The organism is Spirosoma profusum, from assembly GCF_014699005.1.
Classification (GTDB): Bacteria; Bacteroidota; Bacteroidia; order Cytophagales; family Spirosomataceae; genus Spirosoma; species Spirosoma profusum.
Window position 1 is genome coordinate 1 of record NZ_JACWZY010000018.1, and the last position, 24598, is coordinate 24598.

General features: G+C 46.4%; 22 protein-coding genes and 1 tRNA gene. 8 read left to right on the forward strand and 15 right to left on the reverse strand.

Annotated features, from left to right (window positions below; translation table 11 throughout):
* The first annotated feature begins 236 nt into the window (after positions 1–236).
* The gene (locus IC229_RS19755; RefSeq protein ID WP_190888741.1) at positions 237–1004 is read left to right on the forward strand and encodes a Shedu immune nuclease family protein; all 768 of its coding nucleotides are present in this window, start codon (positions 237–239) and stop codon (positions 1002–1004) included.
* A 65-nt stretch (positions 1005–1069) separates the two neighbouring features.
* Here the strand turns inward: IC229_RS19755 and IC229_RS19760 are convergent, their stop codons facing one another.
* From IC229_RS19760 to IC229_RS19770, 3 genes are all read right to left on the reverse strand, one after another.
* The gene (locus IC229_RS19760; RefSeq protein ID WP_190888742.1) at positions 1070–1267 is read right to left on the reverse strand and encodes a hypothetical protein; all 198 of its coding nucleotides are present in this window, start codon (positions 1265–1267) and stop codon (positions 1070–1072) included.
* 116 nt (positions 1268–1383) lie between these two features.
* Complete coding sequence (locus IC229_RS19765; RefSeq protein WP_190888743.1) at positions 1384–1740, reverse strand: DUF5615 family PIN-like protein; 357 nt, start codon at positions 1738–1740, stop codon at positions 1384–1386.
* Between the two features lie 6 nt (positions 1741–1746).
* Entirely contained in the window at positions 1747–2004 is a 258-nt protein-coding gene (locus IC229_RS19770; protein ID WP_317171602.1) for a DUF433 domain-containing protein, read from the reverse strand.
* Positions 2005–2310: 306 nt separating this feature from the next.
* On the opposite strand from IC229_RS19770, the gene IC229_RS19775 reads away from it, so the two are divergent.
* The 5 genes from IC229_RS19775 (at position 2311) to IC229_RS19795 (ending at position 9349) form a co-directional block, all read left to right on the forward strand.
* Positions 2311–2859, forward strand: a complete 549-nt coding sequence (locus IC229_RS19775) for a hypothetical protein (protein ID WP_190888744.1) — start codon at positions 2311–2313, stop codon at positions 2857–2859.
* A 277-nt stretch (positions 2860–3136) separates the two neighbouring features.
* Positions 3137–4555, forward strand: a complete 1419-nt coding sequence (locus tag IC229_RS19780) for a hypothetical protein (protein WP_190888745.1) — start codon at positions 3137–3139, stop codon at positions 4553–4555.
* Entirely contained in the window at positions 4528–5172 is a 645-nt protein-coding gene (locus IC229_RS19785; protein WP_190888746.1) for a condensin complex protein MksE, read from the forward strand. The genes IC229_RS19780 and IC229_RS19785 overlap by 28 nt, the downstream gene beginning before the upstream one ends.
* Positions 5172–8381, forward strand: coding sequence for a hypothetical protein (locus IC229_RS19790; RefSeq protein ID WP_190888747.1), 3210 nt, complete (start codon positions 5172–5174; stop codon positions 8379–8381). Before IC229_RS19785 ends, IC229_RS19790 begins: the two co-directional genes overlap by 1 nt.
* Positions 8378–9349 (forward strand): hypothetical protein, encoded by a 972-nt coding sequence (locus IC229_RS19795; RefSeq protein ID WP_190888748.1) that lies wholly within the window; start codon positions 8378–8380, stop codon positions 9347–9349. The genes IC229_RS19790 and IC229_RS19795 overlap by 4 nt, the downstream gene beginning before the upstream one ends.
* 194 nt (positions 9350–9543) lie before the next feature.
* Here the strand turns inward: IC229_RS19795 and IC229_RS19800 are convergent, their stop codons facing one another.
* The 5 genes from IC229_RS19800 to IC229_RS19820 all read right to left on the reverse strand — a co-directional run bounded on the left by IC229_RS19800 (position 9544) and on the right by IC229_RS19820 (position 13393).
* Positions 9544–10365 carry an IS982 family transposase gene (locus IC229_RS19800; RefSeq protein WP_449451359.1) on the reverse strand — a complete coding sequence of 274 codons (822 nt, stop codon included), beginning with the start codon at positions 10363–10365 and terminating at the stop codon, positions 9544–9546.
* Positions 10366–11172: 807 nt separating this feature from the next.
* On the reverse strand, positions 11173–11646 hold the full coding sequence (locus tag IC229_RS19805; RefSeq protein WP_190888750.1) for an RES family NAD+ phosphorylase: 474 nt from the start codon (positions 11644–11646) through the stop codon (positions 11173–11175).
* A gap of 8 nt (positions 11647–11654) precedes the next feature.
* The gene (gene parS, locus IC229_RS19810; RefSeq protein WP_190888751.1) at positions 11655–12059 is read right to left on the reverse strand and encodes a type II RES/Xre toxin-antitoxin system antitoxin; all 405 of its coding nucleotides are present in this window, start codon (positions 12057–12059) and stop codon (positions 11655–11657) included.
* 193 nt (positions 12060–12252) lie between these two features.
* Positions 12253–13092, reverse strand: a complete 840-nt coding sequence (locus IC229_RS19815) for an IS5 family transposase (protein ID WP_190888752.1) — start codon at positions 13090–13092, stop codon at positions 12253–12255.
* A 228-nt stretch (positions 13093–13320) separates the two neighbouring features.
* Positions 13321–13393: transfer RNA gene (locus IC229_RS19820), tRNA-Thr, on the reverse strand.
* Between the two features lie 134 nt (positions 13394–13527).
* On the opposite strand from IC229_RS19820, the gene IC229_RS19825 reads away from it, so the two are divergent.
* Positions 13528–14622 carry a dipeptidase gene (locus IC229_RS19825; RefSeq protein ID WP_190888753.1) on the forward strand — a complete coding sequence of 365 codons (1095 nt, stop codon included), beginning with the start codon at positions 13528–13530 and terminating at the stop codon, positions 14620–14622.
* Positions 14623–14663: 41 nt separating this feature from the next.
* Here the strand turns inward: IC229_RS19825 and purQ are convergent, their stop codons facing one another.
* The 6 genes from purQ to IC229_RS19855 form a co-directional block, all read right to left on the reverse strand.
* Positions 14664–15350 (reverse strand): phosphoribosylformylglycinamidine synthase subunit PurQ, encoded by a 687-nt coding sequence (gene purQ / locus IC229_RS19830; protein ID WP_190888754.1) that lies wholly within the window; start codon positions 15348–15350, stop codon positions 14664–14666.
* A gap of 107 nt (positions 15351–15457) precedes the next feature.
* Positions 15458–16393, reverse strand: coding sequence for a bifunctional metallophosphatase/5'-nucleotidase (locus IC229_RS19835; protein WP_190888755.1), 936 nt, complete (start codon positions 16391–16393; stop codon positions 15458–15460).
* Positions 16371–17114, reverse strand: coding sequence for a 5'-nucleotidase C-terminal domain-containing protein (locus tag IC229_RS19840; protein ID WP_190888756.1), 744 nt, complete (start codon positions 17112–17114; stop codon positions 16371–16373). Before IC229_RS19840 ends, IC229_RS19835 begins: the two co-directional genes overlap by 23 nt.
* Positions 17115–17273: 159 nt before the next feature.
* A complete protein-coding gene (locus IC229_RS19845) occupies positions 17274–18419 on the reverse strand; it encodes a hypothetical protein (RefSeq protein ID WP_190888757.1) in 1146 nt (381 codons plus the stop codon).
* Between the two features lie 343 nt (positions 18420–18762).
* Positions 18763–20073 carry an adenosylhomocysteinase gene (gene ahcY / locus IC229_RS19850; protein WP_190888758.1) on the reverse strand — a complete coding sequence of 437 codons (1311 nt, stop codon included), beginning with the start codon at positions 20071–20073 and terminating at the stop codon, positions 18763–18765.
* Positions 20074–20278: 205 nt separating this feature from the next.
* Entirely contained in the window at positions 20279–22141 is a 1863-nt protein-coding gene (locus IC229_RS19855) for an outer membrane protein assembly factor BamB family protein (protein WP_190888759.1), read from the reverse strand.
* A 258-nt stretch (positions 22142–22399) separates the two neighbouring features.
* Between IC229_RS19855 and IC229_RS19860 the strand changes: the two genes are divergently transcribed.
* Positions 22400–22861 carry a GNAT family N-acetyltransferase gene (locus IC229_RS19860; RefSeq protein WP_190888760.1) on the forward strand — a complete coding sequence of 154 codons (462 nt, stop codon included), beginning with the start codon at positions 22400–22402 and terminating at the stop codon, positions 22859–22861.
* A 3-nt stretch (positions 22862–22864) separates the two neighbouring features.
* Here IC229_RS19860 and IC229_RS19865 read toward each other — a convergent pair whose 3' ends face one another.
* Positions 22865–24526: a beta-N-acetylhexosaminidase gene (locus tag IC229_RS19865; RefSeq protein ID WP_190888761.1), complete on the reverse strand. Its 1662-nt coding sequence runs from the start codon at positions 24524–24526 to the stop codon at positions 22865–22867.
* Positions 24527–24598: the final 72 nt, after the last annotated feature.

Sequence of the window (24598 nt, forward strand, 5' to 3'; positions counted from 1 at the left end):
TGAGCCTGCATTTTATCGCATTCTCGGTCATTTTTCTACGAAAAATCAACCGAAAACGGAAAGTTTAAACAGCTTCAATACAAACTTTCTCGTCAGAGACTGGCAATCCGCATAAAAGTGCATATTCTTTTACGGGTCATGAGGTACAGAATCTCTATCTTTTCTTAAAAGGGTTAAAAGAATTAGATTTAGAAAACGAGAATGGATATAAGATAGATGACTCTACATTAAAGAAATTGCTTATTGATAACGAACAAGCAACACGAATAGCGATTGAAAATCAGGATTTAGTTGCTGATGCGTTGAAAAATAATGTAACAAAGACAGATATTGTAGCTCTAGGTTACAGAAAATTACAGCTTAATATTTTCAAACGCTTACTTGACGACGAAGCTTTCTTTAACACTGAGAAGGATAAGTTAAAAAGGGGAGACGAAACCGTATGGCAAAATTTCTTTGAGAAAAATACTTGGATTCTAGGTTATGGGTTGGATTATATAATTAATGCACCATTAGATGATAAAAAACTAGAACAAGTTGTAAGTGGATATTCAATAAGTTCAAGTGGAAAAAGAGCAGACGCTTTATTGAAAACTAAGGGGATAGTCAGTGCGTTAGGTTTCTGTGAGATTAAAACGCACAGAACTAGCTTATTAAAACAAGTATCAGCTCCCTATAGACCAAGTTGCTGGGTGATTTCAGAGGAACTAGCCGGAAGCATAACTCAGTCTCAAAGAACAGTACACCAATCAATACTTAATATTAGAACTTGTCTACGTATAACAGATAATGAAGATAATTTAACAGAAGAAACTGCTTACTTATATAAGCCCAAATCTTACGTAATTATTGGCAGTTTAAATGAGTTCACTACGAGTAGTGGTGTGAATGAAGCTAAATATTCGTCTTTTGAAATGTTTAGAAGAAATACACAAAATCCAGAGATTATCACATTTGATGAACTGTATGAAAGAGCATCCTACATTGTTGGACACTCTATGTAGCGATGGATTCAAGTTAGTTTTCAAACATGGTGATAATCGGACCGTGAATTGTTGCTTCGCACCTGTCACCCTGCCGGGCGACAGGTGGCTCGCTGGTTGGGAAACTCGGCAGCCCAACTAAATGAGGGTGTAAAGGTCAAAGGTCTTTGCCCGAAGTAGACTAATTTGAGCACCATCAACCCTCGTTGGCGTTGGGTGAACACAATAAGCAATAACGTAGCGGTTGGCTTGTGTGCGACAGCCAGCACGGCTCGACAGGGCACTTTGGGCTTCCATTTGTGGATCTCCGCCGACAGAGCAAACGCCCCGGTCAGGACGGTTTAGGTTCGTTGGCCAGTTTCGGTTGACACAAGAATCGCCCCATATGGGTCAGCTTTCATTAATAACTGATTAGTTGCTGCTGACTCACGACCAGCATACCGACATCTTGAGCTAACAATTCTTCCACTAAAGCCCAGCGAGTTTCAAGAAAAGCGGTCAACTCCCGATTACGCATGTTGCCTAAGCGCAGATAAACCAGCCGGGGCGGTGCCCCTTTGAGAAAAAACGCATCGGGAAAGTCGGAGTCTTTAGTCACAATAATACGATCTTCTTGCAGAGCTATTTTGGCAATGTCCGCATCCTGCAACAGATGACCTTCGGGAAAGTGGGTCGTGTGAATAGCGTCCGCGCCCTTCCAGCGCAGATAAGTTGCCAGCATGGGCGGTAGCTGGGTATCGACCAGAAACTTGAACACGGGTAATTAAGATGCTAATGGCAACGCCACGATACTACGGGCGTTGGCAATATGAGCCGCATAGAGTAAAGCGGCTTGAATATCAGCTTCTTCCAGGTAAGGATAATCAGCTAAGATTTCTTGATGGGTCATACCCGCAGCCAGCAGTTCGAGCAGTTGGGCCACTGTGAAACGCATATTGCGCAGGGTTGGCTTGCCTTGACTAACAGCTGGATTGAGTGTGACACGAGCCAGAAGATTTTCCATCATGAATGAACGTTTCACGAAGCTACGACTTTTTAGCTTTCTTTGCTATCTATAGTTCATTAGCGGTTTGTCGGGCGACAGGGAGCCCGTCCCGGCGGAGAGTTTTCAGCCCAACTAAAACAGGGGTGTAAAGGTCGAAAGTACGTTCGTTTTTTTGATTATTTTGTTCACCATCAGCCCCTGTGGGTGTTGGGTGGAATGTCAAAGTAGTGCTTATTCGGCGGCTCCGGGCGACAGTAAACACGTCTTCATGGCGAGCGGTTTGGCTTATCAGGCAGGTTCCGGTTGACAATACAAGATCCTATTACGTCGAAGTATTTACCAATGTGTTTTAAAATAATTAGAGCAGCACCGTTGACTTTGTTTTTAGCTTTTGTGTGTCTATCTATAGTTTATGGACAGTTCATGAATGGCGTGTCGAGTTATTTTAAAACTCCGAACGGAAATATCATCTGTGACGAACATGAAGTAAGCAGTTGTGTGAATGCATCTGTGGGCGAACTGGGTAAGTGGTATTTTTACAAAGATCGAATCATTGGTACAAGTGATTCAGGATACTTCATTCTAAATGAATCAAATATTCGAGATAGTGTGTACACAACACATTCAGAAACAGAGTGGTTAACCCAACTTGAGCGACAAAATCTCAAACCAGTACTCTGGACTAAGTGGTATACAATGGATGATGGTAGCTGGGGTGAAAGTGAACAATCTGAATTTGGGAAGCATTGGACTTTTTATTCTCTGTCCTGCGTGACCTTGCTTATTGGCTTTCTCATGTACAGGTCAACTGAATCCTACAATAAGAAGATTTTTGTTTACGGCTTTTGTCTGCTTGCTGGGTTTCGGGTTTGGCTATTTCTATCCGTTTAGATTGTCGCTCCCCTGCGACAGGGAGCACGTCTCAAAGGAGAGTCGGCAGCCCAACCAAACGAGGGTGCAAAGGTTGACGCTTCGGTTGTTCAGGCAGGTAGTGTCCTCATCCATCAGCCCTCGCGGGCGTTGGGTGATCCGCCAAAGTCGGGAGTGAAAGTCAGCCTTTGGTTGACAAGCCGCCCGGCTCGTTTATGGTTTCTAAGCTTCCATTTTTAGCTCCCGTGGACATCGGAAACGCCCTTGTTCGTCAGGTTTAGGGTTTCATTTTCAACTTTTGGCTGAAAAGATAAACTTGAGAGTAAATGAAAGTAAGTATTTAAAGACAATTACAAATGTATTTTCAGTGATAGGCTCTTCAACATCTCTACCCTTCAACTTCTTAAAAGCCGTTCAGCGGCCTGAAACATTTAGTCAACTGTTTCCTGAGGAGATGGAGGTTATGGTAATTATCGCGCTGTATGAACGATTGAAGGCAGGGTACTATGAAAATGATTTTTTCAGCGAGGAGGAAATTCACCGATTATTTGTGAATTTCCAAAAAGGGAAAGAAAAAGACGAAAAATACTACCCAAAGTCGCGAAATAAGGACCGCATCAAGAAACTGCTGCGGTTTTTTCTAAGCTATGATGAAGAGAAGCGGCTATACTCTTTTCAAGAATATGCATATGCGTTTTGCGACTTGTCGAAGAAAACATTGAAGGGAGCATTGACGCCCACAGAGATCGAGGTGATTTGCCGCAACCTGAAGGAAGAACTGAATGATGCAAGGGAGAATGAAGAGAAATTAATTAATTGGTTTGACATTAATCTGGACGCGTATCAAACGCGGTTGGCTCAACAAACGGATTTTTTGCACCAACAGATCGACGGGGCTGTGCGTCAGTTGCGCAGGGATGTACTAGATCAGGAAAAGAAGCCGTTGGAATTGTTGAAACAAGTGCGTGATGATCTGACAGACATCCAGAACAAGAACCAGGAACTGCGCATTGCTTTTGAGGATACGAACAAGATTGTGTCGTTGCTGATTGGGATTGATACAGAAAATGAGGTCGTGATCAACCACATTCGCAACAGTCAGGCTTTCTTTAGTCGCATACAGGGCAAGTTGCGAAGCACCGATAGGCGGCTCGACCGCATTCAGCCGAAGATCAAACAATTGTTTGCTATACTGAGACAATCAGAGTGGACAGCGAATACGGAGCGTTTCATTCACTTTTTGCTCCAACGCTCGAAGGTGCAGGGTAACGGTAATGAGAAAAAGGTGATATTTCCGGACGAGATGCGGCCTTTTTTCTTCAGTGGTCTGCGGTCTCAGTTGCTCACCTTTAAACGCGAAGAATACCTTTTTCCAACTCCCGCACGTCCGCGGAAAAGCTACCCGGTAGACGAAGATTTTCAGGAAGAAGGCAAAAAGCAACTCCGCGAGGAAATGAAAAAGATCAACCGGGTGGACGGTTGGATTAACCAGTTGATGGCGCAACTGGCGAAGGATGGTGAACTGGATGCTTCGCGGTCGTTTTTCGAGGTGATGGAAGCGGATAAGGATTTTGTGCTGGCCTGTCAGGTGTTGTTCGGGCTAATGGACCGGGTATATCACACAGTGGGGTATGACGTGCATATTTCGACATACGAAATGGTGACGTATCCCCTTTCAAAAAACGCATTATGGAAAATGACAATACAGAAAATGTAGGCTATTCCTTTTTAGAAAGCGACCATAGCCAGCAAGTATTCAGCAAGCTTGATTATGCCTTAAAAGATGGGATTCATATCCAACGGCAAGGTTCTGACCCAGAGCTGTATGCTTATCTGAAAAAGTATGAGGACTCATTACAAAGATATTACCGCAACCTGTTCGGCGTAAGGCTGGAAAAACGGGGTGAAGACGACCAATTGTATTATTACTTGGACTACCATTCAGCAGACCAGTCGAGTATCCCAGAAAACCACAAACGTCAGGTTAAAAACGAGTACATTATTATAGGGCTGATTGTATACAAAATAATCTATTTTGCTGGGAACCTGGAGCTCAGCTCCGTGTCGGAACTCAAGAAAAAGATCACGCTGGATTACGAAGAATACGAAAATGGCTTGCTCAGACTCATTGCCAAATCTTCGGAGAAAGCTAAGCTACAGGCAGATGATGTTGAAATTGATAATATGGTAGATTCTGCCTTGAATCAATTCGTCCGGTTAGGTTGGATGGAACGTAATAGCGATTACTTTGAACCGCTGCCTTCATTCCAGCGATTGCTATATGTGTATGAAGATGTGATTCAAAATATTGATCAAATTATTGCCCGCTACTAATGAATCCTTTTCCGCGCATACACAGCCTTGGCAAAGTAAACATTATTCACCACCAAGAATTTTTCTACAAGTTTCATTCATTTCGTACCGATTTTGTGGGCGATAGTGGCGTGGGCAAAAGCATTATAACAGACTTATTGCAGCTCATCCTTATCGGTTCTACCGAATACAGTTCGTCTACCCAGAGCAAAGAGGACCGGCCTTTCCAAACGCTGGTCTTGAAAACTACAGATAATACGGATTTTGGTTACGCATACATCAATGTAGAAACCGCTTCGGGACAGTACCTCGTGCTGGGTACCTACATTGCCCGTAACCAAAACCAGACGCAGGCTTTCATTATTCAGCAAAGTCTCGATTTTGATGCAGACAATTTAATACCGTTGAACGAACCAATCCAAGTTGATGCGTTTGAAAGTAAGGGTAAATGGTTGCCAATCGATGAACTGGATCAGCATTTTAACGAGGAGAGAGACTTGGGTTTTAAAAAGTTCAGACGATTTAGCGAGTATCACAAAACGTTGCACGTCAATCAGTTGTTGCCGCTGGATGTGACCGTTGAGAATGCGCTACAGGACTATGCCAAGATCCTGCAAACGTTTGCTCGGAAAAACATCAACATCAAAGACGGTGTAGACTTACAGGATTTCCTGTTTGGTCGACAATGGCGCACACATTTTAAGAAAGCGTTTGAGAAAGTAGTATCCTCCATGGAGGATGATATGTCCACGTTTCGCAACAACCGCGAGCAACTCGATAAGATTGAGCGAAAACAAAAAGCATTGAAAAGTCTGTTCGACCTGAAAAGTAAGCTGGACAATGCCCGCAGCACCTGGGAACGCTTGCAGCACTACCACCTTTTACAGCAGAAGCAGGAACAGCAAACAGAAATTCAAAAGGTGCTGAGCAAACATTTCGGGAGCCGGGCAATGCTGGTGGTTTTGCAACGGGTAAAAGACGAAAAAATCAAGGAATTGGCCAAGGACATTCCGATACTGGAGAAGAGAAAGCAAACTCAGTCGAAGGAATCAGACCGATTGAAAAAACCGGTAGATCATGTCGATGCAATCGAGCAATTCATAGCCATACATGGACTTGAGGATATACAGGCAGTGCAGAAATTTCACCGGAAATTCAACACTGAACGTGTATTGTATACCGCATTGCAAAGTGGTAAAGCCAAGCTAGAACAAAGAGGGTTGATCATTGCTTTCGATGAACTGGATCATTCATTGGGACTGCTAAGTATAAACCAAAGTCTCCAATCGGATATTACCACCTGGAAACAGGAATTAACTACTAAAAAGGCCTTGTTAACTTGCAATGACATTGACAACGAACATTCGCTGGTATATTGGGCCTTAAACAATCAGCCTAAACTTACCCCAGAGAGGGAAAGTATGGTGCTATATTTCCAGCAGGGAAATGTGTTAACGGTGACATCGGATAACGCTCATGTTGGCCATCGATACATTCCAGAACCGGCCATAGTACTTCAGGCAACTACACGGCAATCGGGAAATGGTTTTTGGGCAGATTTAGGTGGGGTACATTCGTTTTTCGAATACACCGAAGAACGGCTTTTCGACGGTAAGGACGAAGAGGCCATCAAAGTGCGGTTTCGGGCTAATCGGGATGTGTTAAAACACAGCATGGCTGAGATCGAAAAAAGTATCGAAACCGGGAAAAAACTCCAGGATTTTTTTGGGGAGTTAGAACAGCCTCAATCTTTTTTTGAAGCATGGCCGCAACGGGAAACACTGAATTATCAGGAATCAGACTTGAATAATGAAGTATTGAATTGGCTGGAAACGCAGTTGAATTCGGCGTTGAATGACTATACGAATCGAGAACAGATCATAGCGGATCATCGTAAAGCGGAAGAAGAAAGAGATACATTTATCGCACAGCTCAGTGCCAAAGAAATGTTGAAGAAGCAACTAGAAACGTTTGCCATAACGCAATTGGAAGCAGTGGATTCGCTGTTGACGGAACTAAAAGTCGAATATGGACTGGAAGTGAACGAGAAAGATGAACCTCAGCTAAGCGAAGATACATATTATGCCGATTTTAAGGAATGTCACAACAGGGCGGGAGCGGGGCAGAATGTGAAACAGGAAGTGACTCGGTTGCATCAACAGCTAAAGGAGACAGAAAAAGAACTGACGGTGTTAGAGCTGGAAAGTGAAAATTTGGAAAAAGGCCTTCCGGTTGACTATTCAAAAGATAAACTGGCTGAGGCTAAGAAGGCAAAGGATGACTACCAAAATAAATACATTCGTGCCTATGGAGAGGTGATTGCAAACCCTGATATAGTGCAGAACGACCGGAGTCGACTTGAACAAACGGAAGATTTTAAAATACTAGTACGACATGTACTCCCCGCCATTTTTCAAAAAATCGATTTTAAGGAAGAAGACGTTTGGCAGAAGATTACTGAGTATATGGATGATATTATACATAGGAACGCAGAGATCAATAAAAACAAGTTGGTAAAGGTGCGTGACCTAATGCAGGAACTGCACACTGAGATCGGCCGACAAACTAACATATTGCGGGAAGTGGGAAACATGCTGAACAGACGAGAAGCAGAAATCAGCGGGGGGCTGAAGGCTTCGCTCAAAGGCGAGCCAAACAGTCGCATCAGGGTACAATGGATTACTCAATTCCTCGACGACATGCCCGCAATCAACGAGGGGTTATGGCACAACGCTATACAAGAATACCTAAGTGCCCGGGAGCAGCGGCAGAAGGTGTCTATAGATGAACTAATCATTGATGAGTACAAACGCTACACAGATCATCCGCTGCCCCAGATCACTATCGATGACCTACTTTCGCCATTTTCGTATTACACGCCAAATTACAAGATTCACACCGCTAGCGGCATCACAAACTCAGGCAGCACAGGCCAAACCTACACGTCCATGGCTTTGCTATGTATCGCTAAGCTATCCATGATGAAAAAAGATCAGGCACTCAAAAGTGAAGGTCTACGGTTCATGAGCATCGATGAGGCTGCGGGCATCGGCTCTAACCTAGAAATGCTGGAAAAGATCGCGAAACAATACGGCTACCAAGTCTTCTCGCTTTCTATTCCGCTAAACCATGTTAACGAAGGGGAGCAACATATTTATCGACTTTACAAGGCAGATGGGGAAGAATTCATCAACAAGCACCCGGTAGCCATTTTCAGTAACGAAGTATGAGAAATTCGCTCAACTGGCGGAACTTGAAAGGATTGTATAAACTGTATATGGAAGACAGTGTGACCTTAAAGCTGATGGAGAACGCATACATCAAAAATGTGCTCTGCCATCGTAAACGGTTACTGGACTTCAAAGCGGGAAATAAGAACATCATTGTCGCAAAGGAAGGTTACAAGGCTTACTTTAAAAAGGAATTACTGCCACAGTACTTCTACTATAAAAAATTCTTCGATGAGTCGGAGCTAGGGGCTAGTGGGCTAAAGCAGTACGATAGTTATGACATTCATACGTTAATGTTCATTTTCAACAACCGAGAGGAGTTGCGACAAAATCTGACTACAGCTCGTATTTTCAGCTCCAACGTTTTTAAGCTAAAAGATTCCAAATATTTGGAGAACCGGCCCGGACTAATGAGTGATGTACTGTTTCTGCTTGGAGTCGATGATTTCCCAGCCAGATCAGCAAAGGAAAACCAATGGCGCTTTGTGGTAGACTGTCCTGATCCAAAATACATTCTGCTCTGCGAAAATATCGATTACCTCAAAGCTTGGTGGGAATTTCACGCTAATAACATCGAATTGTGGTATGCAGGAGGTAATAATACCCCTGTCATTGAACGTATCTCGCAGCGGCACCTAGACCTACCCCTTTTTTACATTGGTGATTGGGATTATCATGGGCTAGATATTTACTGCCGCATTCAGCATATTCTTAAGGAGAAAGGTAAGAATATACAGCTCATCACTCCTGATCCAAATACGGCCATTTATAAACCCATCAAATCTGGCCAACATCAAAGCAAATGGCTACAGGACGAGTTCTCAGGCTTAAATCGGGTCGTTTTTTCACCAAGCCAAATTGCCTTAATCGAAAGATTAATTGCCAAAAATCATTGGATTGAAGAGCAAACGATTTGGCCTATACCACAGATTATTTCACATGTTTCTGTACCTTGGAAACCCACCTAGAGATTTAGTGAACTACTGATATGTTACCAAGTTTCCTGTAAATAATCATGCTTAACCACGGAGCCGAAAGAGAAGAGTAAAAATACTGTCGCTAACAGCAGCTTAGCTCAAGCAGGATTGATGATCTTTAACAAATATTCGCCTATCTGTTGAGTTTCGTTGACACGGTCATGCTGTTGCTAACGTAACGTGAGTTATGGATAAAGACGTTTTTGGACAGGCACGACAATAGAAGGTTTCTGATCGTAAAAGCAGTAGGCAACCAAACCTGCCAATACGTTGAGCTGACCATTCATGCCACTGCGATGCCGCGTATGCTCTGTATCAAAAACCGATGTTAGTAAGTCATTGACCGACTCGATAAGCCCCCGTTTACGCAGATTCAGTTTGTTACCTAAGGGCATCAACGTATTTTTCATCCAGCGCCGAAGCTTCGTGACTAGCTGCAAACCCCGGGCGTAGAAGTCAGCAAACAGACTGGTCAGATAACCCCGATCACCAAAACAATAGCCTTGTAAATCAGCTAAGAGCTGAGGCAACAGGTTTTTGTTGTTATCGGCCACATTACCCGGTGTAAGCATAAAGTTGACTAATTCCCCGTACTGATTGATGACTAAATGGGCTTTGAGGCCGTAGAACCAGCCCATCGATGATTTACCGCGAGCAGCTATACCGGCAAAGACCTTGTTCGAGTTGATGCGGTGATTATCGCAAACGGCTAACGATTTGCTATCGACGATGTAGAAACCGGTTCGGCGCCCCTGGGCGCAAAGCCATTTCAGGAGTAGAAATAGGCCTGGCAGCAAGCGGGGCATGCGAGCCACGAACCGCTCGTAGCTGATCAGATGAGGAAAGTAGGTCTGCATCTGAGTTTCAATCCAGTGCTGATAGTAATACTGAAAACATTTGGCTCCGGAGTGCTGATAGAAAATGGTGATAGTTAGCATCTCGCTGTCACTCAGGGTTGATTGCCTTGAGGTGGGTAGGCAATTATGCTGAGTTTGCCATTGAGTCAGGGCGTTACAGAAATCATCGCAGCCGGGCCGCCGGGGCGGTGATGAATATTTCGATGAGCTTGTTTACTTTATCTTCGCGGAGCATAGGAGCAGAAGGATGAGAAATGATACTTGGCCGTACAAATCTCTACAACTTTTGCTCTCTATGCACTCTTAATCAATCACTTATCGCCGCCATTATCCATAGCTCACGTTAAGTAAGTTATTTCCCGGGTAACAAATCTTGCATGCCAGTTGTATAACGCCAACCTTTGGGCTTTACTTATAGCCTAATGGTCACTTGCCAGTATAGAGAATGGTGGAAAAACGATCAAAGTGTCAGATCGTCTGGGGATGGTTAAATGGAAAGTGTTACATCACTTACAATCGCAGTGTATGGACCCCGAAAACGCTATTTCTAGTGAACCGGTCATTTTGGGCCTGAGTATACCCGAGCGACCGAAAAGCCATAGTATGGTCGTAACGTCTACCCTAAGCGACATTCTACGCTCCGGCACTATTTCTACTATTTTCATCGTGGCTTTAGAAGTAGATACGCAAAGTCACCTACAGCTATCAAAGTTTATTGCTTGTTATAGGCAGGTTGCCGGTAGGTGAGCGCTTGACAGTTAAATCCCGCTTTCAGCAAACTGTCTCCAGTCAGTGCGAGCGTGTGTAATACACTAATTGAGTGTATTACAGTCAGGAGTATATTACTACGTAAAGTTGTCAGATATTAAAAACACCAACTAGGTTCATTCTCATAAAACCCTCCCAAGTGAGACGCAGAAATGTTCATGAGTGGGCAGCTTTAATAATCCTACGGCGTTACGGGGTGCGCCAGAGCCGAGGATCAATAGGGAAAGGCTTAGCGCTGACAACATCAATTTCAGCAAACGACCCATGAGCTGGATGTAAGAGGTAGTTGTAGGATTCGGCGACTACGGCCGAGGGTACGCCTATAGCCAGCACATCTGGGTTAGTTAGCCAGTTAGCCATGAATCGGTGATTGTCTGTAAAGCTAGCTTCATCGCGCCAGTTAACCGGTAGCTCTTCCAGGCTGAGCACCCGTCGATTATCTGGAACAGATAGCGTTAGTAGCATCAGCCGGGGCAGGTCCCCATAAGGCAGCGTTGGCAAGTGAACCAGTTGTTCGAGCAAGGCCAACTCGGGACTGGCTGAAGTGTAGAGAATACCCCGACCAGCGGGGTGCCAGCGGCCACTATGCAAACGGGCACCTTCTGCCGACAAGGGCGTGCTTAGAAACCGCTCTTTAATCAAGCGATAAACGGTATAGCTCATCGTTGACTTTAGGCGTAGATGCCGTGTTCAATCCGGCCCAGCACGGTATGGACCATCCCAAAGCCAACCAATGTGTCTAGCAAAGCCAGTGGGGTTTGCCGGTGGAGTTCGGCCAGGGGCACTCGTAACCAGCGGCTCAACACCTCCGCTCGCTCATCGAAGACGTCCAGGCCATGGCGAATCAGAGCTTCCAGCAATAATAGCCGCTCAGAGGCATTGCTGTCTAGCCGCACCTCGGGGCGTAGTCGGTGCAGGGTCCGTTCCGAGAGATTAAGGATACGGGCCATCTCTTTGTCGGTTAGTCCAATCAACTGAGCGACTTCGTCGGCCTTATGCCGACTAAGACCAGCGCGCGCCTGCTCGACTAACCCAAAGCCGCTATCCTCACTACCTGTTTCAATAACTAACTCCATAATAAGTGCTATTTGGCACGAATATATACGCCATTTGGCGTAAAGGCAAATTTGAGGATATAACTCGGCTAATTAGCCAGTTTAAGCAGGGTTCATGTAATACTCTTGCTTGAAACGATTAGAACATTCATGTATCTGCTTCAGAAAATGGGCGTTTCTCGAGACAACCATTCTGTTATTAGCTGGAAGCTGTTTAGGGTTTCCTGTTTTCAGGGATTTTACGAAAGAAAATTATAAAGAAGGCCATGAAATGCAAAGCCTTCCAGTTACGAACTGAAAACTCAAAGCGTACCAGTAAGGCTTTAAAGCCGTCCAGCCACGCATTCGAGCCTTCAACCGCCACTCGGTCAGCATACAAGACTTCATCAAATACGTGCTGACCCGACTCATAGCTGACGGATGAACCGTTCCGTGGATTGGGGCGCACATTTAAAATGATTTCCTCTGCCTCACAGGCAGCTCGGAAGCCATCAGCATCAAACCCAGCATCGGCGTTGAGAAACAAGCCTTTTAGACAGATACCCGCTTCCTTCAAGAGCTTGCAGATTTCCTCAAATAAAGTCTGGATCTCGAACAAATCATGATGCTCACCCGCTTGGGGAGTAGACATGGCCAGTACAACACCCTGACGATCCGTAATAAACAAGGCATTGGTTGTATTAGCCGCTTTACGCCCTTGGTAGCCAACCGCATCGCCACCGTTTTTGGCTGGTGTGTGACTACCGTCAAACTCCGCACTTGACAGATCCAAACAGTGGCGGAATGTCTTCAGCAGGTTAAGCCAACCGGCTTGCCAGCAACCCGCTAATGACCAGTTATTGAAATGATAGAATACTGTATTCCAGCTAATGGCGTCTTCTCGCCCAAAGTGTTCAATGATGGGCAGTTCACGCCATTGACAGCCTGTTTTGAGTCGATACAGCATAGAGGCAACGAGCTGGTGGCGAGACACAGATGGCTGTGGCCCCCGTTTATTGATGGGTAGGTGTGGGACAATCCAAGTTTCGATAGTAAGTTTGCTAAGTACCCCCATGAGTCAGTATGAATTCGTTTGGCAAAACAAAGTTCGTACTTCATCGGGGTATTTTGTTAAACCTTAAACAGGTTCACGAATAATATCAATACGAGGGGACGGAATAGGGGACGGATTTACTTTACTTTCTCGTATTTCTTTTGATAAAGTATGATAAAGAAAAAAGGTTAACTCGCTGATTTTTAGTGTATTTAACACCTTTGCGAATTAACCTTTGTACGAAAAAAGAGCCTCCTACGGGATTCGAACCTGCGACCTACGCATTACGAATGCGTCGCTCTACCAGCTGAGCTAAGGAGGCTTTTGCGCTGTTTGAGGGTGCAAATATATGGGTTCGTAACTATGTGTGCAAAAACCGTGTCTATTTTTCACGGATACTCACCTATTTTCGAGCGATTATTGCATTGTAAAATCAAAACAAACACGTAGCGCTTTATGAACGTACCAAATCCCCTGCTCATTGATGCCCATTTAGACATGTCGTTAAATGCAATTGAATGGAATCGTGATTTACGCCTTACGGTCAATCAGATTCGGGCGCAGGAGCAGGGAATGAATGATAAAATTGACCGGGGTCGGGGCACTGTCGCGTTTCCCGAACTTCGGCGTGGAAATATTGGCCTCGTTGTCGCTACGCAAATTGCCCGATTCAACCAAAGTAATGGCAATTTACCCGGTGCTGGATGGAATTCACCAGAGCAGGCATGGGCTATGACGCAGGCGCAACGTATCTGGTACGAAACCATGCAGGATGCTGGGGATATGATACAAATTCGAGATCGCGAAGGGCTGGAAAAGCACGTATCACTTTGGCTTGATGAGAATAAACCAAATGAGAATAAACCAATTGGGTACATTCTGAGTCTGGAAGGAGCCGATTCGCTAGTCAATCTTTCGTATCTTGAAAAAGCCTACTCTTATGGACTACGCGCAATGGGACCGGCGCACTACAGCACAGGTCGATACGCTCCCGGTACAGGTTTAAGCGGACCACTGACACCACTTGGCCGCGAACTGGTACGTGAAATGGATCGATTGGGAATGATACTGGATGCGACTCACTTGACTGATGAAGGTTTTGACGAAGCCTTAAGCCTCTTCAAAGGGCCAGTTTGGGCCAGCCACCATAACTGCCGGGCGTTGGCACCGCACCAGCGGCAACTCACCGACGATCAAATTCGTCAATTAACGGAGCGGGGTGGAGTAATTGGTGGCTGCTTCGATGCCTGGATGATGAAACCCGGATTTACTCAACGTATTAGCAGCCCAGCCGCTTTCGGTATCACCATCGAAACTATCATTGATCACTACGACCACATTTGCCAGCTTACGGGCAATAGTGAACACATTGCTATTGGCAGTGATTTAGACGGTACGTATGGCACCGAACAGTCGCCGAGTGATTTAGATACGATAGCAGATTTGCAGAAACTGACCGGCCTGTTAGCCAAACGGGGTTATTCGGCCAGTGATATTGATAACATCTTCCACAAAAACTGGCTTCGTTTCCTGCGAAAAGCGTGGAAATAGAATTGATGTATGACTTCGGCTAATACGCTATGTATCCTACATCAAACCAAAACTGCTTTCAGAATCTGATCCAGAATAAGCCGACCGTCGGTGTTGCCAAGCGCAGGGTCGGCAGCACGTTCGGGGTGAGGCATCATACCGAAAACGTTTTTGCCTTTGTTTGTTACGCCCGCAATATTTTCGAGACTTCCGTTTGGATTGGCGGCTTCCGTAATGGCACCAGTTTCGTCGCAGTAGCGGAATAAAACCTGGCCGTTATCATTTAAGGCTTTCAACGTATCGGCGTCGGCAAAATAGCGACCCTCGCCGTGGGCCATCGGAATTTTGTAAGCTGCCCGGTCTAAATCAGCCGTTAGCAACGCATCGGGCGACTGTGGAGTGAGGTAAATATTCTTACAGACGTACTGCTGATTGGCGTTACGTAGCAAAACGCCCGGAACCAATCGAGCTTCGGCCAGCACCTGAAATCCATTGCAGATACCCATCAGATAACCACCCCGGTTGGCATGCGCAATCACTTCGTTCATGATGGGAGAGAAGCGCGCCACAGCACCAGTACGTAGGTAGTCTCCATACGAAAAACCACCGGGCAGAATAATGAAGTCACAGCCCTGTAAGTCGTGGTCTTTATGCCAAAGCTTAACCACTTCCTGACCCATTAGTTCGAGTGTATCGACAGCGTCCTGATCGCAGTTAGAGCCGGGGAAAACAACAACGCCAAATTTCATAGATAAAGAACGAAAGAGTGAAAGAGCGAAAGAATGCAAGAGTGAAGGCGCCTGCCGGATGGCTTTCGCTCTTGCATTCTTTCGCTCTTTTACTCTTTGGAACAAAGTTACGACACCTCAACGGATTTCCCGCTGCTGTAAACGGCTTTTCCCGGTTCAAACGTCAGGTCAATACGTCCCAGGTTTATACCCGCAAATCCAACCTGATTAATCCAGACGGGTTGTCCATCCCGATTATTGATAGCTACGGGTGCATCCAGAAATGTATGTGTATGGCCGCCGATAATCAGGTCAATGTTACGTGTCTGAGCAGCCAGTACGTTGTCAGATACAGTTGAATCGTTGTATTTAAAACCCAAATGCGATAGGCAGATTACGTAATCACACTTTTCTTTCGCCCGTAGTTGTGTCGCCGTATTGTTAGCAATTTCGACAGGATCGAGGTATTTTGTTTCCAGATACGCACTCCTCGGAATAAGCCCTTCCGGCTTGATACCCAGCCCGAATACGCCAACCCGAATGCCATCCTTATAGAACACCTTGTAGGGCTTCGACCGGCCATCCATTGCTGTATTTTTAAAGTCGTAATTGGCAATCAATATTGGAAAACTTGCCTTACCAAATTGAGTCACCATATTGTCTAGACCGCCGTCGAAATCATGATTGCCGATAGTGCCTGCATCGTAGCCAAGCTGGTTCATCGCCAGAATTTCAGGCTCTCCTTTATACAGATTGAAATAGGGCGTTCCCTGAAAAATATCACCTGCATCGAACAGAAGGACATTAGCCTGTTCCTGACGAATTTTTCGGATGAGTGTAGCACGGCGGGCGACGCCACCTTTACCGGCGTTCCGACTGCCATCCATTGGGAACGGGTCGAGTCGGCTGTGTACGTCGTTGGTGTGCAGAATGGTCAGCGATGTAGTTTTTCGCCCAATGCTACGTCCAGAATGGGCCAATACGTCGGGAGCTACCGAACCAATAACGGCGGCAGTGCCAAACAGTTTCAGAAATTGACGTCTATTCGATGCTGATACGTCCATCGGAAGTTGGATTTATAGGTTGGCCGGATTTGCCTTGTTGCCGGAAATAATCGATAAGTACGTCGCGCACCAGATAATTGAGATCTTCCCGTTTTACGGGATTCTTGAGGAAGCCCGCATCGTCGCCACCGTTCGCTACATAGTCACTCATCAATACGGTATAATTCTCGTTTGGCTGAAGCGTTCGCCCGTTGGTGAACGTAACAGCCTGCACCTGCTTATCGTGAATTTTTGCTCGAATGCCCCCAACGACCAATCCACTGCCCTGCACAAAATGATTGAGCATTTTCTGGAGCATATCGCCCGTAACAGTCAACACAACCAGTTGATTATCAAATGGCATTACCTCGAAAATCGAGCCGATGGTAATATTCCCTTTCGGTAAGTTTGTCCGAATGCCGCCGTAATTCAGATGTGAACAATCAATCGGTTTGCCATATCGTTGAGTAGCCTGTTTGAGCATCGCGTCGGTGAGAATATCGTTTAACGGAGCATCGGGTAATCCTTTATCAATAGGTCCGGTCGATTGAGCCAGCACTTCGTTCATGGTTTTATCGAGCTTCTCCCGATAGGGCTGTAGGAAACGGGCGACGCTGCTGTCGGTTGATGCTGATAACGAATCAACGCCAATTCGGTTCGCCTTCCTCGATGCCAGATGATAGCCGCCTGGATTGCAAGCCAAAAGGCCGATTAAGGCCAGATATAACAACGATTTCTTCATACGTATCGGTAAGTTCGGAAACGTTACGTAGTCGTGCACTAAGAAAAGTAGAGAAAATGTTTACAACCTTCTCCAAAAATAAAGAGATAAGACCGCAGGAACAGCTTGTTAATGAAATTTAATATACTTGAGAAAGATTACCGACGTAGCACAGGTGAATTAAATCTGGCCATCTGGCAATGTGATTGTCGTTGGTTCTGGCCGATAACCAACCCGACGAATACGTCCGAAACCACCCAGACCAATCTGTAAATTAATAAAACCACCCGCAAAGGGCTTGGTGTCCAGCATCGGGCTGTATGATAATTTGGTACGTATAAACCAGAAATTGGCTTCTGCCCGATCATATTTAGGCGTATTGTCGCCTAGCTTAATGTCAAGTACAAGTCCGCCGGTAGGGGCATAGTCGGTGAGCGAGAAGCCTTTGTATCGTTCGTCTTTACGGTCTGTTGGCGCCAGGGCGAGTAATCGGTAGCCGAGATAGGGTATAACGCGGATACGGGGTGCATCGCTCACAATTTGCCCAATTCCCGCTTCAAACAGCATAGGCGTAACCGCCATGCCGCTTTCCCAAGTGTGGTTCTGATAATCAAATCCTGCCCGGATACTGCCGTTATAAAGGGTAGGATGGAGCATGATAATGGTTCGACGAAGGGCAACGTCAATGCCAAATACAACGCCCCCCGATGGTGTAAATGCTTGAGAGATAGGGCCCATAGGTTGCATTAATCCTCCACCAAAAAAGAAGCCGTAGCCAACTTTTGACGTATGATACGTAGTGACCAGATCGGGCGTATCGTAGAGCCGTTGCACAACCTGCTGTTGCCAGCGTTTTAATTCCGTTACGTCATCTCCGCCACCCGTTTCGGCCCGAAACCGATTGACTTCACCCCCCAGCTCCGAGTTGGTCATGTATTCAATCTGTTTGGCCTGCTGTTTAAATCGTCGGTCGGCTCCCAGCGCAACCAGTTTGGCTTTCATCAGGCGTGTGTGCACCTCGACCAGATCGAACAGGACCTGGTTGTAGGCCAGCGTCCGCTCATGACGAGCCGTTTCGGATACCCACGACAGGTTGCGGAACATCAGACAGAACGACTCAATGGCCGGGGCACCCCAGGTCGATAACGTACGGGCTTCATAACCAATCTGATAATAAAATTCGGAGCCACCCAAGCCCGGTTGTGTAGGCGACCGAAAATCGGAAAGTTGAAGTCTACGTGTCGCACTCCAGTGTAACGTATCAATTGTTGCCTGGGCAGAGCCGAGGTAAGGCAACAAAAGTAGTACAAGGAGTAAGCGGGCCATAGCAGGTGTCGCTAAATATGGAGTGTAAAAATAGCAGTTAAGTTATTTATAGCAAGTCACTTAGCCTTAATTCGAATCCGGGTAAAATAAACTCACCTGAGAACCATTCATCCAAGAGTAGGGTAAGATAAAAGAGAATATCGTTGTATTAGTCGTTACCTGGTGTCAATAGTAACAAAAAGTATGCAAAAAAGCGCGATCCCGTTACCGAGACCGCGCTCACATCTGAACCGGGATTTAACAGATTTGAGAATTTTCAGGATTTTGTTTTCGCTTCGTTGAATCGCAATCATCAGAAACAAAATCCTGAAAATCCCCAAATCTGTTAAATCCCGGTTCGGACTTAATACCGATACATCTCCGACTTGAACGGACCTTCAACCGATACGCCGATGTAGTCAGCCTGTTCCTGCTCCAGCGGCTCCAGTTTTGCGCCAACGTGCGCCAAGTGCAGAGCGGCTACTTTCTCGTCCAGTTTTTTCGGTAGTACGTATACTTTGTTTTCGTACTTGTCTGCATTAGCCCAAAGCTCAAGTTGCGCCAGCGTCTGGTTCGAGAACGAGCACGACATCACAAAGCTGGGGTGCCCCATTGCACAACCAAGGTTTACCAAACGACCTTCGGCCAGTACGATAATTTCCTTGCCATCAATTTCGTACATGTCGACCTGTGGTTTGATCTGGCTTTTGCCATGACCGTAATTTTCGTTCAACCAGGCCATGTCAATCTCATTGTCGAAGTGACCGATGTTGCAGACAACGGCTTTATCTTTCATGGCTTTGAAATGCCGACCCTTAATAATGTTAACATTACCAGTTGCCGTTACGAAAATCTGAGCGCGGGTAGCAGCCTCATCCATCGTAACCACTTCATAACCATCCATAGCCGCTTGCAGCGCGCAGATTGGGTCGATTTCGGTTACCAGTACGCGACAGCCTGCGCCACGTAGCGACTCAGCTGAACCTTTACCTACGTCGCCATAACCAGCCACAACGGCTACTTTACCAGCCAGCATCAAATCGGTTGCCCGACGGATAGCGTCGACCAGCGATTCGCGGCAGCCGTATTTGTTATCGAATTTCGACTTCGTTACCGAATCGTTTACGTTGATTGATGGCAGATGCAACGTACCGTTTTTCATCCGCTCATACAGGCGGTGAACACCCGTCGTGGTTTCTTCCGAAAGCCCTTTAATGCCCTGAATCAGTTCAGGATAGACGTCGAAAACCATGTTGGTCAGGTCGCCACCGTCGTCGAGAATCATGTTCAATGGCTTACGATCTTCGCCGAAAAACAGCGTTTGCTCGATGCACCAGTTGAACTCTTCTTCGTTCATGCCTTTCCATGCGTACACCGGAATACCGGCCGCAGCGATAGCAGCCGCAGCGTGATCCTGTGTCGAGAAAATGTTACAAGACGACCAGGTTACATCAGCACCCAATTCAACCAGCGTTTCAATCAGCACGGCGGTTTGGATGGTCATGTGCAGGCACCCGGCGACGCGGGCTCCCTGTAGTGGTTTTGATGGGCCATATTCAGCCCGAAGAGCCATCAGGCCCGGCATTTCAGCTTCGGCCAGACGAATTTCCTTGCGGCCCCATTCGGCCAGCGCGATGTCCTTAACCTTGTAGGGGACGTAGGTTGACGTTTGCATAGTGTTTAAATACAAGTGAAGCTCCATTTGCACCTAATATCGGCCACTCACTCCACGGTTGATTTCTTAGTAAAGTGCAAAAATAAGTGCTAAGACGCAGAATCCCTACCCGAATTGAAATACTTTCGCGGATGAACGCTGATAGGTAGCCCGTAACAAGTTTCGACTAACCCATTCTGAATGATGGTATGTACTACGTTAATGATCAATTTTCAACTGCCTGCAATCGAGCTACTTTGCCGTCCATGGTGGTCACCAATACGTCGTGGTCATTCAGTACACAAATCCGGTTAACCATTGCGTTCGATAATTTGTGCGCCCAGATGACCTGTCGTTTCGGGCGATCAACGGCCAAGACAACGCCATCGTCAGTTGGAACAAATATCCTGCCATTTCGCTCGGTGATGGGCGACGGACTAATCTCGTAGCCGAACTTACAATTAACGTACCACGCGGGCTGCGGCTGGCTGGAACGAGTGGATAAAGCCCACAACGTATCGTTCATACATTTAACGTAGAACAGTGTTTTATCTTCTGATAAACCGCTGGATTCGAAACCTTTATGTTCATTCGTTTTCCAGATTTCTTTTCCTGTTTCGGCGTCAATTGCAGTTACGGTTCGGTCGGGAGTCTGAAGAAAAATACGGCCATCGGTCAGAATCGGTACGCCGGCTGCGGGTGAGAAATTGCGCCCTTTCCCATTAGTCCAGGTCCAGTCGAGTTGGCCAGTTTTTCGGTTAAATGCATAAAGCGACGACCCCCACGAGCCAATAAAAACTCGTTTTTTATCGGCCACCGGTACCGATTCGATAAATCCTTTTACACCGTCGAATGTCCACTGTTCAGCCCCATTTTTCAACGACAACGCCCGAAATTTTCCTTCCGAACTACCAATGTATACGGACTTCCCGTCGATGAGCGGACAGGCCACAATCGGTTTGCCCGTTGCTACGTTCCACAACGGTTTGCCGCTACGTTTGTCCAGGCAATAAATGGTTCCGTCGGTCGATGCGAAGACAATACGATTTTTTTGCATGGCTGGCGTCGAATAGATTTTTCCACCCGTCGCGAATCGCCATTTTACGGAACCGTCGGCCAGCGACAGAGCTACTATCTGTCCATTTGTGTTAGGATAAATAGCCATTTCTTTATTGGCAATGATACCTGCACCGATGTCACTGCTGTCTTGCTTTTCCCAGACGGCTTTCACATTGGCGTGCTGCTGATTGACCTGATAAGAGGGCCGTTCATACGTAGCGTTCGACTGCGCAAAATGGTGATTTACAAGCGGAACAACCCGCCAGGGCGCAGCCGTCTGACCGGGCGTATCGCTAACGGTAGGCGTACGTACCGCGAATGACAACGTATCATTTTGGATCGTGACGAGATTATAGCCGCCAACCGCATCTTTGGCGCGCAGATTCGAACGCCCCATCGTTCCCGGAATACCTTCGAAATCCATCGCTTTATTGGCGTGGCCGTGTCCGCAGAAAGCAGCCTGTACGTTGGTCTTTTTAATTTCGTCGATAATTAAATTCCAGTTCGCCAGCGAGTTATCAAGTGGATAGTGGTTCAGGAAAATAACCGGTTTGTCGGAGCCTTTCAGTTTATCGACTTCGCTACGTAGCCACAGCACGTCCTCGCGGCTCACCAGTCCCGGCGACATCCGCATGTTGGGACCGCTGCCGCAGCCGATGAACCGGTATTTTCCAAAATCGAACGCAAAATGTTCGGCACCAAATACTTTCCGAAAGCTGTTACAGCCGTTTTCCGACCACTTGGTATCGTGGTTTCCGGGGAAGACGTACCACTTTCGGGTAAGTCCATCCATGATTTTTTTTGCCTGCGCAAATTCTGCGTCTGAGCCGAAGTCTGTTACGTCGCCGGTGAAAATAATGAAGTCGATGTCAGGTAAAGCGTTGATATCGTTGACGGTACGTTGCAGGTCTTCGGCGGCCGTTTCGGGAGCACCAACGTGCGTATCGGTCACAAAAGCAAACCGGATGGGTTGGGCTAGTGCTACGTAGCCAATCAGCAGGAGAAAAAGAAACGTAATGAATTTAGACATGTCGTTGAGAAAGGCTTTCAATCAGTTCAGGGGTCTGTTTTGTCATGCTGAGGTACGAAGCATCTTACTGTATCCCTACAAACGAGTTGGGATATTTTAAGATGCTTCGTGCCTCAGCATGACAAAAATAGAGTTTTCACCACTATACTCTCAGAAAAGTAACGCATACATTTACCAAATCCCCGCTCAGATTTGGGAACGCCACGTTATAGGCTTCTGTTAAGTCAAATAGAAAAATCCCCATCAATAAACACCACTATGAACGAGATTTCTATCATCCCTTATGAACCTGCCTATCAACCCGACTTTAAACGTCTGAATGTTGACTGGATTTCGCATTATTTCACGGTCGAAAAACATGATCTCGAACAACTGGATGAGCCTGAGAAATATATACTTCCAAATGATGGTCAGATTCTTTTCGCCAAAGAAGGTGATACTATTCTTGGCTGCGTAGCGATTGTAAATATGGGCGAAACGGGTTTTGAACTCGCCAAAATGGCTGTTTCGCCCGAAGCGCGGGGTAAGGGAATCGGAAAAAAATTGTGCGTAGCCGCCATCGACTACGCACGTAAAAAAGGTGTAAAAACACTCTGGCTCGAATCAAACCGCCGACTCACGCCGGCCCTGACCATGTATGCCAGCGTTGGTTTTCGCGAAGTACCGAGTGTACCGACTCCCTACGCCCGTGCCGATATTCGCATGGAGATGGAGCTATAGGCATCACTTTTTCGTTATTTCTTTCGGCATTACATACTCGAACGTATTATTAATGGGGGCTTCGAAATAATTGACTTTCAGGTAGTCTAATCGCTTATTGTGTGTAGCCAACCGTTGTTTGAAATCGTCCAGATTTTTGCTTTCCATAGGTGTCCAGGCGGTTTCGGCAACGGCAATCAGGCGGGGAAATGCCATGTATTCAACGTAGTGGGTAGTTGGCAAATACTCCGACCAGACGTTGGCCTGAACACCCAGTACGTGTTTGGCTTGCTCCGCGGTTAAACTATCGGTCACCGACGGATTAAAGCTGTAAACTTTATCCAGTGTCAGCAGCCCACCAATGGCAACGGGCTGGGTTTTCGGATCAGCCTGGTAATAATCGAGGTAGCAATACGTAGTGGGACTCATTACTACGTCGTGGTTTTGCCGGGCGGCTGCAATACCGCCACTGATACCCCGCCAACTCATTACCGTAGCATTCGGCGAGAGGCCCCCTTCCAGAATTTCATCCCAACCGATAATACGTCGGCCTTTCGACGTGACGAATTTGTCGATACGTCGGATGAAATAACTCTGGAGTTCGTGCTCGTCTTTCAGGCCCTCTTTCTTCATCAGTTCCTGACAGAATTTGCTTTGTTTCCATTCTTTTTTCGGGCACTCATCGCCACCGATGTGAATATATTTGCTTGGAAACAAGTCCATTACTTCGGTCAGTACGTTTTCCAGGAATGTAAAGGTTTCTTCACGTGGAAACAGCACGTGGTCATGAACCCCCCATGTACCCGACACTGGCATAACCTGATCGGGATTAGCGCCGAGTTCGGGATAGACCGACAACACCGCTACTGAATGTCCCGGCATTTCAATCTCGGGAATTACTGTAATGAACCGATCCTGGGCGTATTTCACTACGTCGCGCACGTCGTTTTGTGTGTAAAAACCGCCATACGGTTTGTCGTCGTATTTGCGGTCGCGGTAGTGCCCTACCATTGTCGACTGCCGAATGGAAGCCTGTTCAGTCAACTTGGGATATTTCTTGATTTCGATGCGCCAGCCTTGGTCTTCGGTCAAATGCCAGTGAAATACATTCATTTTGTGAAGGGCCAGCAGGTCGATGTATTTTTTGATGAAAGCGACCGGATAAAACTGACGACCTGCATCGAGCATCGACCCGCGATACCCGTAGCGGGGACGGTCTTCAATGGCGCAGGCGGGCACCGACCAAGTAACACCATCTACTTTTGTCGGACTGAAAACTGTCGCTGGCATTAGTTGCATCAGCGTTTGTACGGCGTAGAAATAACCTTGTGGTTTTTCGGCCGAAATCACGATTTGTTTAGGCGAAACGGTCAGCGTGTATCCTTCCTCACCTAATTTTCCACCACTGGCTGGAACAAACGAAATGCCTTTCGATGACTTACCCGCATTGACGGTTGGCAACGTACCGGTTGATTTCGCCAGTTGGTCGGCCAGAACCTGCGCAATCCGACGTACTTCCGGGTCGGTAGCCGCTACGTTAATGACTGGTTTGGCGGGCAGTACGTATGCACCGCTACGTGTTTCCAGGCTTGTAGGTTTAGGTAGGATGGCGAAGGTTGCCGTTTGTGCGTAGAGCGTCTTTACCGCCAACCCAACTACAACTAAGCAGACAGTCAGTTTTTTCATGGAAAAGAAGTATCGGATTTATCCCACAAAACTACGAGATGTTCGAATCGGGCCTTCGTCAAATCAAAGCCT

Bases quoted from the DNA above. Each gene is read 5' to 3' on its own strand.
- IC229_RS19775 (WP_190888744.1), top strand. From the start codon at position 2,311: ATGTGTTTTAAAATAATTAGAGCAGCACCGTTGACTTTGTTTTTAGCT.
- IC229_RS19785 (WP_190888746.1), top strand. From the start codon at position 4,528: ATGGAAAATGACAATACAGAAAATGTAGGCTATTCCTTTTTAGAAAGC.
- IC229_RS19790 (WP_190888747.1), top strand. From the start codon at position 5,172: ATGAATCCTTTTCCGCGCATACACAGCCTTGGCAAAGTAAACATTATT.
- IC229_RS19795 (WP_190888748.1), top strand. From the start codon at position 8,378: ATGAGAAATTCGCTCAACTGGCGGAACTTGAAAGGATTGTATAAACTG.
- IC229_RS19805 (WP_190888750.1), bottom strand. From the start codon at position 11,646: ATGAGCTATACCGTTTATCGCTTGATTAAAGAGCGGTTTCTAAGCACG.
- parS (WP_190888751.1), bottom strand. From the start codon at position 12,059: ATGGAGTTAGTTATTGAAACAGGTAGTGAGGATAGCGGCTTTGGGTTA.
- IC229_RS19815 (WP_190888752.1), bottom strand. From the start codon at position 13,092: ATGGGGGTACTTAGCAAACTTACTATCGAAACTTGGATTGTCCCACAC.
- IC229_RS19825 (WP_190888753.1), top strand. From the start codon at position 13,528: ATGAACGTACCAAATCCCCTGCTCATTGATGCCCATTTAGACATGTCG.
- purQ (WP_190888754.1), bottom strand. From the start codon at position 15,350: ATGAAATTTGGCGTTGTTGTTTTCCCCGGCTCTAACTGCGATCAGGAC.
- IC229_RS19835 (WP_190888755.1), bottom strand. From the start codon at position 16,393: ATGGACGTATCAGCATCGAATAGACGTCAATTTCTGAAACTGTTTGGC.
- IC229_RS19840 (WP_190888756.1), bottom strand. From the start codon at position 17,114: ATGAAGAAATCGTTGTTATATCTGGCCTTAATCGGCCTTTTGGCTTGC.
- IC229_RS19845 (WP_190888757.1), bottom strand. From the start codon at position 18,419: ATGGCCCGCTTACTCCTTGTACTACTTTTGTTGCCTTACCTCGGCTCT.
- ahcY (WP_190888758.1), bottom strand. From the start codon at position 20,073: ATGCAAACGTCAACCTACGTCCCCTACAAGGTTAAGGACATCGCGCTG.
- IC229_RS19855 (WP_190888759.1), bottom strand. From the start codon at position 22,141: ATGTCTAAATTCATTACGTTTCTTTTTCTCCTGCTGATTGGCTACGTA.
- IC229_RS19860 (WP_190888760.1), top strand. From the start codon at position 22,400: ATGAACGAGATTTCTATCATCCCTTATGAACCTGCCTATCAACCCGAC.
- IC229_RS19865 (WP_190888761.1), bottom strand. From the start codon at position 24,526: ATGAAAAAACTGACTGTCTGCTTAGTTGTAGTTGGGTTGGCGGTAAAG.